The following is a 13140-nucleotide window of genomic DNA, read 5'->3' as shown; positions in this document are numbered from 1 at the left end:
AGATGCAGCTTCCCAACGACTATCTTGAACGCGTCTATGCGGGCGTTCTTGGAAAACTGATCGGCGTCTATCTTGGTCGGCCTTTCGAAGGCTGGACCTACCAGAGGATCATGAAGGAGCTCGGTCCGATCGAGTTCTATGTGCATGACCGCCTGAAGCAGCCTCTTGTTGTGACAGATGACGATGTCGCCGGCACCTTCACCTTCGTTCGCGCGCTTGAGGACTACGGGGCGAGGGCCGATCTCTCGGCAGCGGAAATCGGGAAGGCCTGGCTCAACTACATCGTTGAAGAGCGTTCGATCCTGTGGTGGGGCGGCAACGGCAATTCAACCGAGCATACCGCGTGGCTCAATCTCAAGAAGGGCGTTGCCGCTCCACGATCTGGCTCGATGGCCCTCAACGGCCAGGCGGTTGCCGAACAGATCGGCGCTCAGATCTTCATCGACGGCTGGGCAATGGTCGCCCCGCGACAGCCTGAATTGGCCGCTAGGCTGGCAGAGCAGGCAGGCAGGGTCAGCCACGACGGCGAGTCCGTCTATGCGGCCATGCTTTGGGCCGCCATGGAGGCTGAGGCGTTCTCGTCCTCCGATATCGACCATCTGATCGATGTTGGCCTCAGGCAGATCCCATCCAATTGCCTGATTGCCAAGCTGATTGGTGACGTCCGCGCGTGGCACAAAACCCATCTTGATTGGCGCGATACCCGCCAGAGGATCGAGGACCAGTACGGCTACGACAAGTACCCCGGTAACTGCCACGTGGTACCCAACCATGCCTTGATGATCATGGCGGTCCTTTATGCGCCGCAGGATTTCCAAAAGGCGCAGATGATCGTGAACACGTCCGGTTGGGATACAGATTGCAATGCTGGCAATGTCGGCTGCCTGCTTGGAATAATGAACGGCCTGGAGGGTCTTGAGGAGGGTCCGGATTTCCGCGGGCCGATTGCGGATCGCATGCTGATTTCGTCGGCTGACGGGGGCAACTCGATCAACGATGCGGTTCGTCAGACCTATTTCCTTGTCAATCTCGGCCTGCAATTGGCCGGCAGGCAATCAATGCCCGCTCCAAAAGATGGTGCCCAGTTCCACTTCTCACTTCCCGGCAGCCAGCAGGGCTTCCGGCCGCAGGAAGGGGTTCCGGTCCCTGGTAGGGTCCACGTTGGCAATATCGAGTTCGAAGGCCATCGCGCGCTGGCGATCGAGTACCAGGCGCTGGGTCCGACACAGGTCGCCGCAGTTTCAAGTCCCACCTTCTCGTCAAGAGAGGTGCTGGAGATGCGCACTTATGATCTCATGGCGAGCCCCCTCCTCTATCCGGGACAGACCGTCAAGACGCGCGTCAAGGCACAGGATGCCAATCGTGGTGCGGTCGAGGCCCGACTGCGCATTCGGGTTTTCAATGAACGAGACGAGTTGCGCGACATCGACGGCGCCTCGGTCACTGTCCCTCCGGGCGGCGAGGTGGTCCTGGAATGGACATTGCCCGACACCGGAGGCCAGCCGATTGCCGAAATCGGCCTTGCCGTGGCGACTGCCGAACGGCGCGCCGACGGCGTGCTCGTTGTCGACTATGTACGGTGGGATGGAGCTCCCGACGTGACGCTCAAACGTCCGGATGGAGATTGTGATTTCTGGCGCATGGCCTGGGTGAACGGGGCGAGCTTCTTTTCCAAGCGGTTCCCTTCAGCGTTCCGGATTTCTCAGGCCATCGGTGAAGGGATCATCATCCACGGAACCCGTCAGTGGAGAGACTATCAGGCCGCCGGCGATGTCATGCTGCACCTTGGCAACTACGGAGGTCTTGCCATTCGGGTTCAAGGCCTGCGCCGTTACTACGGCGCACGCGTCACCCGTAACGGCAAGATGCAGATCGTCAAGGTACGCGACGAGGATACAACAGTCCTGGCCGAAACTGCATTCGCCACCGAATTCGAACGAAACGTCGCGATGAAGGTGACCGCGAACGGCAATCGCATCACCTTTGAGGCCGATGGCGTCTCCCTTTCCGCAGAGGACGGCGGTGCCGACGCGTTCAGGGACGGCGGCATCGGGCTCATCGTCCATGAAGGCGCACTTTCCTCCAACGAGATCAGAGTCAGGGCCGTCTGATGGCAAACGTTTCCATCGAACAGGTTCGGAAAGCATACGGCAACGTTGACATCCTGCATGGTGTTTCGATTGCCATAGCCGACGGCGAATTCGTCGTCCTGGTAGGCCCGTCAGGCTGCGGCAAGTCCACTCTCTTGCGCATGATCGCCGGGCTGGAAAGCATCTCCGGCGGCACGATCAGCATCGCGGGCCGGGTCGTCAATGACCTGCCTCCAAAGGAACGGGACATCTCCATGGTGTTCCAGAACTACGCCCTGTATCCGCATATGACGGTAGCGGAGAACATGGCGTTTTCAATGACCCTTGCCGGCGCGCCGGCGGCGGACAAGCGCAAACGCGTCGCGGAGGCTGCCCAGATCCTTGGCCTTAGCCCGCTGCTCGATCGCTATCCGCGGCAGCTTTCTGGAGGCCAGCGCCAACGCGTGGCGATGGGGCGCTCGATTGTCCGCAAGCCCCAAGTCTTCCTTTTCGACGAGCCGCTGTCCAACCTCGATGCGAAGTTGCGTGGCGCCATGCGGGCAGAAATCAAAAGCTTGCACCGACGCCTTGCCACGACAATTGTGTATGTCACGCACGATCAGGTCGAAGCCATGACCATGGCGGATCGCATCGTCGTCATGAATGGGGGCAACATCGAACAGGTTGGCCGCCCGCTGGATTTGTTTGACGATCCACAAAGCGTCTTCGTCGCCGGCTTCATTGGATCACCCTCGATGAACCTGCTGAACGGACATTTCAACACGATCGAGGGTCGGTCCGTTTTCGAGTTGGACGATGCAGGTGCCCTCCCCCTGCCCGACGGCATGGCGAGGACAAACGGCGTCAAAGCGGTCTACGGGATCCGGCCGCAATATGTGAAACTATCGAGCGATGGTACGGGCTTGCCAGCGACTGTCGTGGTCGTTGAGCCGCTCGGTTCTGAAACCCAGATCACCGCGACCATCGGCAACCAAACGATCGTGACGCTCTCTCAAGACCGCGTGAGCATCAGCCCCGATGAGACCATCTGGCTGGCACCGCAGGTGGATCGGGTATGTCTGTTTGACGAATCCGGCCGGCGGATCAATCGCCTGACGGCGTGAGGAGCCAGACGCGGCTGAACCCGAGTCAATGCAGGCGAGCGACGAACGGCAGCCATCGCCAAATGTCCAAACCGGCGATGCCGGCGTGCCCGGCAGCGTTAACCAGGTCCAAAGGAACAAGCCACCGTGTTTCACTTCGGCAGGTTCAGACACATCGTCATCGACATGCAGCGGCTGGTTGCCGAAGAAACTGCTTGGCATTCGCCGATCGTCATGGCCATTTTGCCCAACGTCCTGCGGCTTTGCACGGCTCTGCGTGAGCAGACACTCTATGCGCGCTTTTCAGTGCCCTTCGATTCGGAATCGGCTCACGGAAACTGGAAAGTGTTTTACCGCCGTTGGTCGATGATCACCGGAAGAGTGCTCGACCCATCGCTTACGAACCTGGTCGAGCCGCTCGCTGCGCTGGCCCATCTGGACCAGGTGTTCGATAAGCTAGGATATTCGATTTTCTCCGCACCGGATCTCGATGATAGATTGCGAAGCGCGAATATCGAGACGCTGATTTTGTCCGGTATTGAAACCGATGTCTGCGTCTATTCAAGCGCCTTGGCGGCGATCGATCTTGGTTATTCGGTGGTGCTCGCCTCAGACGCGCTCGCAAGCCCGGACGAGCAGGCCCACCGCCTGGTTCTCGAGCGGCTCGCCCCTCGCCTGCCCGATCAGATCAAGGTCATGACAACGCAAGAGATCGAAACGGAATACAACGTCACTGCGTCAGCCGACGGGCGCAGCGGACATCAATGAGATTTCGCCTAAGGCGGCCCAACCGAGTTCGAACCTATTCTGACCTTTGTGCGGAAGAAGGTGTGCGACGGCCGGCCACATCGCCTTGAGCCCGAGATACAGGAGATCGCTGATGACCCCACCGCTGATCGGCGCCCCAGTCCGTCTAAGCCTGCGCAATGTACGTACTCGCGCCGTGCGCGTCCCGCTAACCTTTACGCTAGGGACGAGCGCTGCCATCATTCGGGCAGTGCCGATGCTGATGGTCGACCTTGAGACGGAGGAAGGCACAACCGGACGCACATATCTATTTTGCTATACCCCATCGGGCGCTCGTGCCATTGCCGGGCATATCCAGGAAGCGGTGGATCTCGTGCGAGGCAAGCCAACGACGTCGCTCGATCTTGCTCTGCTGCTGCAACGGCGCTTTTCGCTACTCGGTGTGACGGGCACCGTTAGGATGGCACTCTCTGCGATTGACATGGCATTCTGGGATGCGCTCGCCCAATCCCTCGGTCAACCGCTTGCCTGTCTGCTCGGTGGCTCTCTGAAGCCGCTGTCGGCCTACGACAGTCGGGGTCTCGGGTTGATGGCGCCTGCCGAACTTGCCGATGAGGCGGAGAGATTGCTAGCGAAAGGGCTGTGGGCGCTCAAGTTACGCTTGGGCCATCCTTCGCTCACCGAAGATCTGTCGGCGCTCGACGCCGTACGCCGTCGTGTCGGCCCGGCGGTCTCAATCGTGGTCGATTATAACCAAGCCTTGACGACGGCCGAGGCGCTAAGACGAGGACATGCCCTCGACGAGCACGATATCCTCTGGCTTGAAGAACCGATCGCTCACGAGGACTACCGCAACTACGCCCGGCTCGCTCGTGAACTGCGGACGCCCGTCCAGATCGGTGAAAATTTCAATGGCCCGCTAAGTATGAGCCAGGCGCTCGAGGCCGGTGCCTGCGACTGCGTCATGCCGGACGTCGCCCGCATCGGCGGCGTTACCGGATGGATGCAGGCGGCGGCGATCGCGCGGGCCGCCGATGTCGAAATCTCGTCGCATCTGATGCCGGAGATCAGCGCACAGCTGCTGTGCGCTACCCCCGGAGCCCATTTCCTCGAATATGTCGATTGGGCAGACGCTCTGCTAGAGGAGCCTTTGCAGATCCTGGACGGTATGGCTATCCCATCCGATCGACCCGGCGCCGGGCTTTCTTGGGACGAAAAGCGACTAGCAGTCTTGGAGATGCTGTAACGACTACTAGATCGCCTCATTCTCATCCAGGGGCGCCTACGATAATCGTCAAAGCGTCGAGCATCCGTCGTGCAAAAACAGAGCGGCGGGCCAAGCCCACCGCTCTTTGTTGTCGCCCGAGCATTTTGCTGGAACTAGCGGCCGGCCGGACTGGGCCGGCACGTTGGCATTGGCGTCGCCTGCACCTTTTCGGACTTAAGAGTCGCGCCGCCCGGCACGCAACGGTAAATTCGCAATTCATAGATCATGGCCATTACCTCCAGCTGTGTGGACAGCTTATCAGCCGGTCACTGCCTGCTCGCATCGGAGCGGCCTCAGACCAGCGTCGTTTCGACGGCGATGTTCCTGTCTGTTGCTCGCGAAAAGGGACACACCTGATGAGCCGCGTCCACGAGACGCTGCGCCGCCGCGCGCTCCATCCCCGGCAGGCTCACGTAAATGCGAGCCGCAAGGCTGAAGGCGCCACCTTCGGGACCAAGATCGATCTCGGCGTCGACCGCGTGATCGGCCGGCAACACGATCTTCATGTTCCGCGCGGCGAACTCCATCGCCGACTGGAAACATGCGGACCAGCCGGCCGCCAGGAGTTGCTCTGGATTGGTGCCCGTACCGGGGCTGCCCGGCCGTGACAGGCTGACCTCAAGGCGGCCGTCCGAACTACGCGACATACCTGAGCGCCCGCCAGTTGTGTGGACTCTAGCCGTGTACAGCACTTTCTCAAGTCGATTCATATCGTTCTCACTCGTCTTTCGTGGTTATGCAGTTGGCCTAGTTATGCAGTGGGCACGAAGGTGTAGCCCACATCGTCCGGGACGATCGTGCCGACGACCGGAAACGGAAAGTGGTTGCCGGTAACGTGCGCCTCGTCGGATACGGCACGGTCGAACAATCCGCGCCGCGGCCGTCGCAAGCAAAAGGACCAGGCCGTCTGATGCCAGTAAACTCTCGATGGCCCGGGTCTTCCGTTCCAGCCGCGCGGCCATAGGCATTGCACCGCTTCCAGCATAGGGACGGCGAGCACAGCTGAAATGTCGACGAGGGCAGTCACCTCAAGCGGACAGTCTTGAGGATGGAGGAAAGAAGCGCGGTCATCGTTTCGAGTTCGGTTTCGAGCCCTCTAATTCGCCGGTGAGGAATTGGGCCCGGCCAAGTCCGAAAGACCAGTCCTCGTCGGTGTTCTCGACGAAGCTTACGATAACGTCCGTAGGCGCAACGATGCACGCTACTTGGAGCTCCGAGCAAAGTTCGCGATAGAAAGCAGTTTTTTCCTCGGTGGTCCGCCGACGGGTCGTAATCTGAAGGGAGACAACTTTGTCCGAGCGAGGAATGCCGAGGCCTGTGTCCTCGATCCTAACCCGGCTGGGCTTGTGCTCGTGAACGATCTGATACCGGTCACCTTTTGGCACATGGAAGGTGCGAAGCACAACGCGATGGGCCGCATCGAGCAGCGTCACGAGTTCCTGATCGGTGCGGCCTTCGATGAGATCGAAGCGGAGAAAGGGCATAGTTGTACTCCAGGCGGCGGCATGGCCGATGCCAACAGTCGACACCTGCAAGGGCAGACGACCTCTAGGGGCATGGCTCAGACCGGCAAATACATTCTCATTTATTTCTGGACCTGATATTCTGTTCGTCCGGTTGCTCGGTCGACAGTTCTTGCGTTCCGCAGTCCTGCGCATAACATCGCGATCCTGCCGTAGTTCTGACCAGTCTCGTTGGACGCAAGAAATCACCCCGTGCCTCGGTTCAAAGAACTCCTGCGCCCAAGCCCACGCCGATGGCGAAGCAGACCGAACCAGCGAGGCGATTGACCGGATCTGACGCCGCGCTGCAAAGCGAGCGCCAGACCGATGCCAACTGCATGCAAAATGGCGGTGGCGAGCGCAAACCCCGCGAAGTATCCGAGCCCATTCACGGTATCGGGCACCTCAGTTCCGTGAGCATGACCGTGTAGCAGCGCGAAAACACCGATGATCACGGCGCCGACCCATGTCGGCGGCTCTATGGCCAACGCCACCATGACCCCGAGCACGACGACCGAAGCAAGGATGCCTGGCTCGACAAACGGCAGGGCGATATGCGCCAAGCCAAACGCACCGCCGATCAGCATGATCACGACGAAGGTCAACGGCCATATCCAGAGTGCGCGGTTGCCTTTGACAGCGGCCCACAGGCCGACCGCCACCATGGCCGTGATGTGATCGAGGCCGCTGAACGGATGGTCCACGCCTGCGGTAAAGGAGACGGCAGAGCCGATATTGGGATGAGCCGAGGCCGGAACCACGAATGCCACGGTTAGAACTATCCAAATCAGGATCAATCGCATCGCATTCTCCTTATAAAACGTTTGATGGGTCGTAGCCCGTCTGCCTGGGGAAAGAACAACACTCGCGTTCATCAGTAGGCGACATGCGGCGGCCCCAAATAGGGGAACTCGACAAGCAGATCGCTGTGCGGGCCGACCATATCCCCCGCCACCTTGCCGTTCGTGAGAATAGCTATGAACACATCGACTGCGTCATCAGTGAGTGTCCTGCCATTTTTCGGAAAGCACGCGGGCTTTGTCGGGTCATAATGCAGAATGTCCGGCAGCAAAGTCATCGCCACCCGCTCTGCTTCATCTGGCCAATATCCACCGGTGTGCTCAAGCGCATGTGCGAACACCTTTACGAACCGGGCATCGTCTGCAGGCTCGCCCGCGAGATAGGCCTCTTTCTGGTCACCGGGCAGGAAGACTGCCTGCTGGGGGCGCGCGCCGCGTTCGACCTGCACCCAACCCGTGCTGTCCTTCGCCAAAGTGCGGGCCCACAGCCCAACCGGTTTGGACCCCAGTACAGAATTAGGCACTTCCAGCGCGATGCTGCATACATCCTTGTCCAAGAAGAAATCAGCTCCAGTGAACTGCAGATCATTCACTGCACCCAACGTGTCGAAGAAAAACGGATCGCTTCGCCAGCCCGCGAAAAACCGGTAGTCGCCGGCTTCCGTTATCTGCGCATCCCGGCCTTCCGAGACTGGCGCGTCGCGAACGACAACCTGTCCGCCGTCGGCAGTTCCTGCTGCGAGCACACCTTCAACGCGACGTACGGTGGCGATCTGATTGCCCCCTTCTAAGGACGAAACGCTTACTCGATACGCGATATCGGCAACCGCATCGCCATTCGTGTCAATCTTGAGCTCATAGAGCGCGTCGGGCGCAAAAGGCTCGGTGGTGGTAGGCTGCGGATGGATCACGGTGGCGGACGGATGCACATTCATGATGAGGATTGACTTGTTGGCATCCCCCGGCTTGGGAAAGGCATATAGATCGGTCAGGTCGAGACGGGCGTCTCCGCGTGGGAACCCAAAATCGGGACCTGAATAATGATGCGACATCTTCAGACGCTCCTCAGCTGCAAATTTTTGCGTTGAGCAAACACTGGCAGCGCCCAGAAATTGAACATATTGGACAATGGTATCTCCGATACTTTGGTGTCGATCGCATCGATACTTTCGCATGAGCCGGGCACCATCCCGGCTTCAAGCCAGGACAAGATACGGGCAAGTAGGGTTCGATTCCGTTGGCACCCGTCGCGGCCTTCATAGCTTCAGGCGCGGCGTCATCGCGTTCATTTGCAACGGTGGCGGCGCATCGAGCGAGCCGGACCACGCGCACATACTTCGCTTCTTGGCGAACAGCAAAGTATGTGCGCCCGCAGACGAGTCGGATGATCCGCTGATGTTCAGCGTTCTACCGGTCTACTTTGCGGCATCCTCGATCACGCGTGCGACCGCGGCCGGCTGGGAGATGAAGACAGCGTGACTTCCCGCCACTTCGGTGACCTTGGCGCCCGAGCGCTGATACATCCAGCGCTGAAGCTCCGGGCTCACGACGTGATCCTGGGTGGTCAGGATGGCGAAGCTGGGTTTGGTTTTCCATGCCGCCACGGAAACAGGCGCCGCCAGAGCCTTCTCCGCGAGTTGCTGCTGTGAATCCGCCAGGAACTGAGCGTCCGATGCCGGGACGTCCTGGGCATAGGTCGCAGCAAACTGAGCCGGCTGCATGAAGAAATACTTGCCCGTGGCGGCTGCCGGGGCCGGGGTGGCGCGCATGGCATCGTTGGGGGCGGCGAACTTCGACAGAAGCTGCCCGCTGGCTTCCCCAACATCGGGTTGAAGTGCGGCAACATAGACAAGCGCACTGACCTTCGGGTCGGCACCTGCCTCCGTGATCACCGAACCGGCATAGCTGTGACCGACCAGCACGACAGGCCCTGTCTGCTGATCAAGGATGCGCTTGGTGGCGTCGACATCCTCTGCCAGACCCGTGAGCGGCTCCTGCACGACGGTGACATGGAACCCGTCTTTGGACAGGATGTCGTAGACGGCCCGCCAGCCCGAGCCATCCACCAGGGCGCCGTGGACAATGACGATATCTTTCGCAGCCTGCGTTGATGCGGCGTGCGCCATGGTGCCGCTCGTGGCAACCATCAGGGCAATGGCAAAGCTCTTTCGTAGTGTGGACATGTGGGTCTCCTGTGTTTCAATTTACCCGCCGTTTCGCATGGCCATCATGGTGGCGAGCTTGTATCGATCGGTGATGGCCAACCGGGGTCGTCGCTGATCGAATTCGCGCGCCGGCGTAGCGGGATTCCGCGCTCATCGATGGTGTTTGAAAAACGATCCTCTTCTTCGGGCTGCCTGAACCGGATCACCGCGCCTTGCGTGAGTCCTCGAGGCGAGGATCGAATGCAAACTCGATCCGTACCCCGCTAGGCTCCTGCACGATGAAATGGACCTTGGGGCCGGCGCCCGAAGGTTCCGGGCCAAACTCGACGACGACGCCAGGCCAATTCGACACGCGTTCGTAGAGAGTATCGAGGCCGATCCGATCGACAACGGCGAGGGCCAGATGATGCAGCCCGACGTTGGCGCGCCGATCGAACGGGATCGCTTTGATTGGCGTTTCGACCTGCCAAAGCGTCACGACGTCGTGTCCGTCCGATACGAACACCGCTGGATAGTCCGCCCGCTCACCGACGATCCGCCATCCGAGACAATCGCAAAAGAATTTCCGCGTGCTCCCGAGGTCACGGACGCTTAGCCCGATGTGGTCGACACCGCATGTGCTGATTCCATCTGCCATAGGCAGCCCTACCTTGCTCACGCCGGATCCCTCCGGTCGGCGCCGAGGAAATCGCTTGCGTAGGCGTAGAGGCCGGGGGTCCCGCCGGTCATGATGAAGAGGATGTTGTCGCCGGGCGCGTAGCGTCCGGCCGAGATGTCGGCAAGTAAGCCGGCGAAGGCTTTCCCGCCATAGACCGGGTCGAGCAGCAGGCCCTCTCGGCTCGCCATCAGCCGAACTGCTTCGACCATAGAGGGTGTCGAAACGCCATAACCTGCACCCAGCTGGTCGCCCGAGACGCTGACGTCGTTCGACCTCAACGATGCCTCAAACCCCAGGAGGGTCAGCGCTGCATTGGCCCTCTCAACCGTCGTCGAGATGGCGCTGGCGACGGGCGCGAGCACCGAGAAAGCCCGCACCCGCGTGGTATCAAGCCCGAGCGCCCGATACCCCGCAACCAATCCGGCGTGTGTTCCTGAACTTCCATTCGGGACCACAACCGCGGCAAAATCGATATCGAGATCCTTGGCCTGCGCCTGGATTTCGAGCGCGCAGGCCGCGTAGCCAAGGCTTCCAACCGGCGAGGAGCCGCCGAGCGTGGCCATATAGGCGGTGCGGCCGGCCAGACGCAGTTCCTCGAACCGCTGCTGCGCGAACCCCGTCGAATTGACGCCGGCCGGCAGATGGTGGGTGCGAGCGCCGAAAAGATCGTCGAGCAGAATATTGCCGTTCCGATCATATTCGTCCCCGCCACGCGGAACCAAGGGTGAGAGAACCACTTCGCATGCCAGGCCGAGCCTCGCGGCCGCGGCAGCCGCCAGGCGCGTAAAGTTCGATTGCCGGCCGCCTGTGGCGACGATCGTGTCGGCGCCTGCTGCGGCGGCATCGCCGAGCAGGAATTCAAGCTTGCGCAGCTTGTTGCCGCCGCCGCCCAGCGACATCAGATCGTCGCGCTTGACGTAGATTCGAAGACCATTCAACGACGAGCCCAAAGCGTCCTCGATACGATGGAGGCGCTGTATGGGAGTCGGCCCCTCCAACAAATCGCGACGCGGCATGAGTTTCAGGGCATCGGAAAGAGACATGACTACACCTCGGAAATGAGCAACAACACGCTCGCCTCGTTGCCTATTCTTTGAACTCGGCCGTGGACCGATTGAGGTGGCTCTCGAGCTCGCCAGACTGACCCAGCCCCTTTTCGATGAGCGCTTTCACGCGCGCCTGGGCCCCGGGTCGCTGCACCGAGGTCAGGAAGGTGTCCCATCCCGTTTGACTTTCCGCATCCGGGGGCAGGCTGGCGAGGTCGACCAGGTTCTTGGTGTCGACGATCGTCTGCCGGTCGAACGACGCGATGCGGGTCGCCAGGGCGTCGACAAAGCCGTCCAATTCGGCATCGGGCAGCGCCCGATTGACATAGCCATAGCGTTCAGCCAACTCGCCGTTGAATTCGTCGGCGCCAATCAGGATCTCCAGGGCGCGGCCACGCCCGACCAGGCGTGGCAGTCTGGCCATTGGGCCGCCGCCCGGGGCAAATCCCGCGCCGACTTCGAATTGCGAAATAAGCGCCTTTTCGCGGCTGGCGAAGCGCATGTCAGCAGCCAGCGCCAGTTCGCTGCCGATACCGCTGGCCCGGCCGCGGATCGAAACGATCGTCACCGCCTTGAGACGGCTGAGGCGCACCATGAAGTCGGGAACAGGATGCATGCCAGTGGGGCCTGGCGTCATCTCGGTCGAATCCGTGAGTGGCTTCAAGAGATCATAGTGCGCCATGAAATAGTCGGGCAACGCACTGTCGAAGACGACGACCTTGACCTTCGGGTCGGCTTCAATCTCGTCGAGGATCTTGACCAGATCGCGTACCTCCGCCGGGCCGACGATATTGAAGGGCGGGTTGTTGAAGGTCACTTCCCAGTACGCGGCGCTTTTGCGAGTCAGGCGGATCTTCGCGGTCGCCGCGCTCTCGGCTGCCTGAGACTTGGTGCCGGCACCATCGGCTGCCTTCGTGGTCTGCGCGAAAGCTTGAGTTGAACAGTACAACGCCGCAGAAATGGCAAGCAGAATGGCCGCTCTGCTCGGATTTAGAACTTTCATCGTCAAATTCCTCGTCACCTAGCACGCCGCCTCAATACTTTGAGCGCGCGCTTGTTTGGTTCGGCTGCAGTGTTGAGTTCAGACAACGCTCAGAAGTTCGGTCACTGAGCGCCGCGGCTTCTGTGGCCAATTGCCCTCGGCGGCGTAGCCGACCGTCACGAGCACGACCGGGACTTCGTCACTGCGAAGGCCAAACTCACTGGCAACGCCGGCGGCATCGAATCCGATCATCGGCGATGAGCCCAGCCCTTGAGCCTGCGCCGCGAACATCAGTTGGCCGGCACCGAAGGTAGCGGTGCGAACGGCCTCGTCGCGCTGCCTCTGCGGCTGTTCGAAGTAAAGCGCCTTGCCCGCGCCTTCCCAGCCCGTCACAACATCGGCAGGCATGAAGCCGGCAGCGACCGATGACGCCAGCCGCTCAGCCATGAGGAGATGCGATGCAAGCTGTCCAACGACGATGAACGTCACCGCCGCTTCGGTGACCTTCGGCTGATCGAAGGCAAGCTGTCGCAAGCGCGCCTTTGCCTCGGGCGTCTTCACGGCGATAAACCGCCAGTTCTGCAGGTGAAATGCCGTGGGCGCGCGTGTCGCCAGGCGCACCAGCTCGTTGATCTGGGCATCGCTGATGGTGCGCGCGCTATCGTATTTGTTGGTCGTGCGCCGATTTTCGATCGCGTCGAGAACTGCATTTGTCATGATCGTTCCTTGTTTGCATGCTGGAGCCTGCGCGCCCGCAGCTGCGGACTCGGCTTCCATGGTTGCGGATTCACAATTACCGTG

The 13140-nt window shown here is 60.6% G+C and carries 14 protein-coding genes; 5 read left to right on the top strand and 9 right to left on the bottom strand.

The annotated features are described in order from the left end of the window. Nucleotides 1–2 precede the first annotated feature (2 nt). The 4 genes from AC1DZU_RS04925 (at nucleotide 3) to AC1DZU_RS04910 (ending at nucleotide 5165) form a co-directional block, all read left to right on the top strand. Nucleotides 3–2111, top strand: coding sequence for an ADP-ribosylglycohydrolase family protein (locus tag AC1DZU_RS04925; RefSeq protein ID WP_477282305.1), 2109 nt, complete (start codon nucleotides 3–5; stop codon nucleotides 2109–2111). After that, entirely contained in the window at nucleotides 2111–3193 is a 1083-nt protein-coding gene (locus AC1DZU_RS04920) for an ABC transporter ATP-binding protein (RefSeq protein WP_477282303.1), read from the top strand. The genes AC1DZU_RS04925 and AC1DZU_RS04920 overlap by 1 nt, the downstream gene beginning before the upstream one ends. A 126-nt stretch (nucleotides 3194–3319) precedes the next feature. Further along, nucleotides 3320–3940 (top strand): cysteine hydrolase family protein, encoded by a 621-nt coding sequence (locus tag AC1DZU_RS04915; protein WP_477282301.1) that lies wholly within the window; start codon nucleotides 3320–3322, stop codon nucleotides 3938–3940. A gap of 112 nt (nucleotides 3941–4052) precedes the next feature. Further along, nucleotides 4053–5165 carry an enolase C-terminal domain-like protein gene (locus AC1DZU_RS04910; protein ID WP_477282299.1) on the top strand — a complete coding sequence of 371 codons (1113 nt, stop codon included), beginning with the start codon at nucleotides 4053–4055 and terminating at the stop codon, nucleotides 5163–5165. A gap of 314 nt (nucleotides 5166–5479) precedes the next feature. Here AC1DZU_RS04910 and AC1DZU_RS04905 read toward each other — a convergent pair whose 3' ends face one another. Then, nucleotides 5480–5896, bottom strand: a complete 417-nt coding sequence (locus AC1DZU_RS04905) for an organic hydroperoxide resistance protein (protein WP_477282297.1) — start codon at nucleotides 5894–5896, stop codon at nucleotides 5480–5482. A gap of 357 nt (nucleotides 5897–6253) precedes the next feature. Beyond that, entirely contained in the window at nucleotides 6254–6619 is a 366-nt protein-coding gene (locus AC1DZU_RS04900; RefSeq protein WP_477283255.1) for a tautomerase family protein, read from the bottom strand. Here AC1DZU_RS04900 and AC1DZU_RS04895 point away from each other — a divergent pair. Beyond that, the gene (locus AC1DZU_RS04895) at nucleotides 6539–6787 is read left to right on the top strand and encodes a hypothetical protein (protein WP_477283299.1); all 249 of its coding nucleotides are present in this window, start codon (nucleotides 6539–6541) and stop codon (nucleotides 6785–6787) included. The genes AC1DZU_RS04900 and AC1DZU_RS04895 overlap by 81 nt on opposite strands. 107 nt (nucleotides 6788–6894) lie before the next feature. Here the strand turns inward: AC1DZU_RS04895 and AC1DZU_RS04890 are convergent, their stop codons facing one another. From AC1DZU_RS04890 to AC1DZU_RS04860, 7 genes are all read right to left on the bottom strand, one after another. Next, complete coding sequence (locus AC1DZU_RS04890; protein WP_477282295.1) at nucleotides 6895–7491, bottom strand: HupE/UreJ family protein; 597 nt, start codon at nucleotides 7489–7491, stop codon at nucleotides 6895–6897. 71 nt (nucleotides 7492–7562) lie between these two features. Then, entirely contained in the window at nucleotides 7563–8540 is a 978-nt protein-coding gene (locus AC1DZU_RS04885) for a DUF4331 family protein (RefSeq protein ID WP_477282293.1), read from the bottom strand. Between the two features lie 363 nt (nucleotides 8541–8903). Next, entirely contained in the window at nucleotides 8904–9671 is a 768-nt protein-coding gene (locus tag AC1DZU_RS04880) for an alpha/beta fold hydrolase (RefSeq protein ID WP_477282291.1), read from the bottom strand. Between the two features lie 184 nt (nucleotides 9672–9855). Then, nucleotides 9856–10290 carry a VOC family protein gene (locus tag AC1DZU_RS04875; protein WP_477282289.1) on the bottom strand — a complete coding sequence of 145 codons (435 nt, stop codon included), beginning with the start codon at nucleotides 10288–10290 and terminating at the stop codon, nucleotides 9856–9858. A 17-nt stretch (nucleotides 10291–10307) separates the two neighbouring features. Continuing rightward, nucleotides 10308–11354 (bottom strand): D-cysteine desulfhydrase family protein, encoded by a 1047-nt coding sequence (locus tag AC1DZU_RS04870; RefSeq protein ID WP_477282287.1) that lies wholly within the window; start codon nucleotides 11352–11354, stop codon nucleotides 10308–10310. Nucleotides 11355–11397: 43 nt separating this feature from the next. Then, nucleotides 11398–12360 (bottom strand): enoyl-CoA hydratase/isomerase family protein, encoded by a 963-nt coding sequence (locus tag AC1DZU_RS04865; RefSeq protein WP_477282285.1) that lies wholly within the window; start codon nucleotides 12358–12360, stop codon nucleotides 11398–11400. 78 nt (nucleotides 12361–12438) lie between these two features. After that, a complete protein-coding gene (locus AC1DZU_RS04860; RefSeq protein WP_477283253.1) occupies nucleotides 12439–13056 on the bottom strand; it encodes a nitroreductase family protein in 618 nt (205 codons plus the stop codon). Nucleotides 13057–13140: the final 84 nt, after the last annotated feature.

The sequence above is a fragment of the Mesorhizobium sp. P2_A12 genome, from assembly GCF_056405075.1.
Note: the sequence above shows the minus strand (reverse complement) of the source record. Positions and strands in the feature narration are given on the sequence as shown.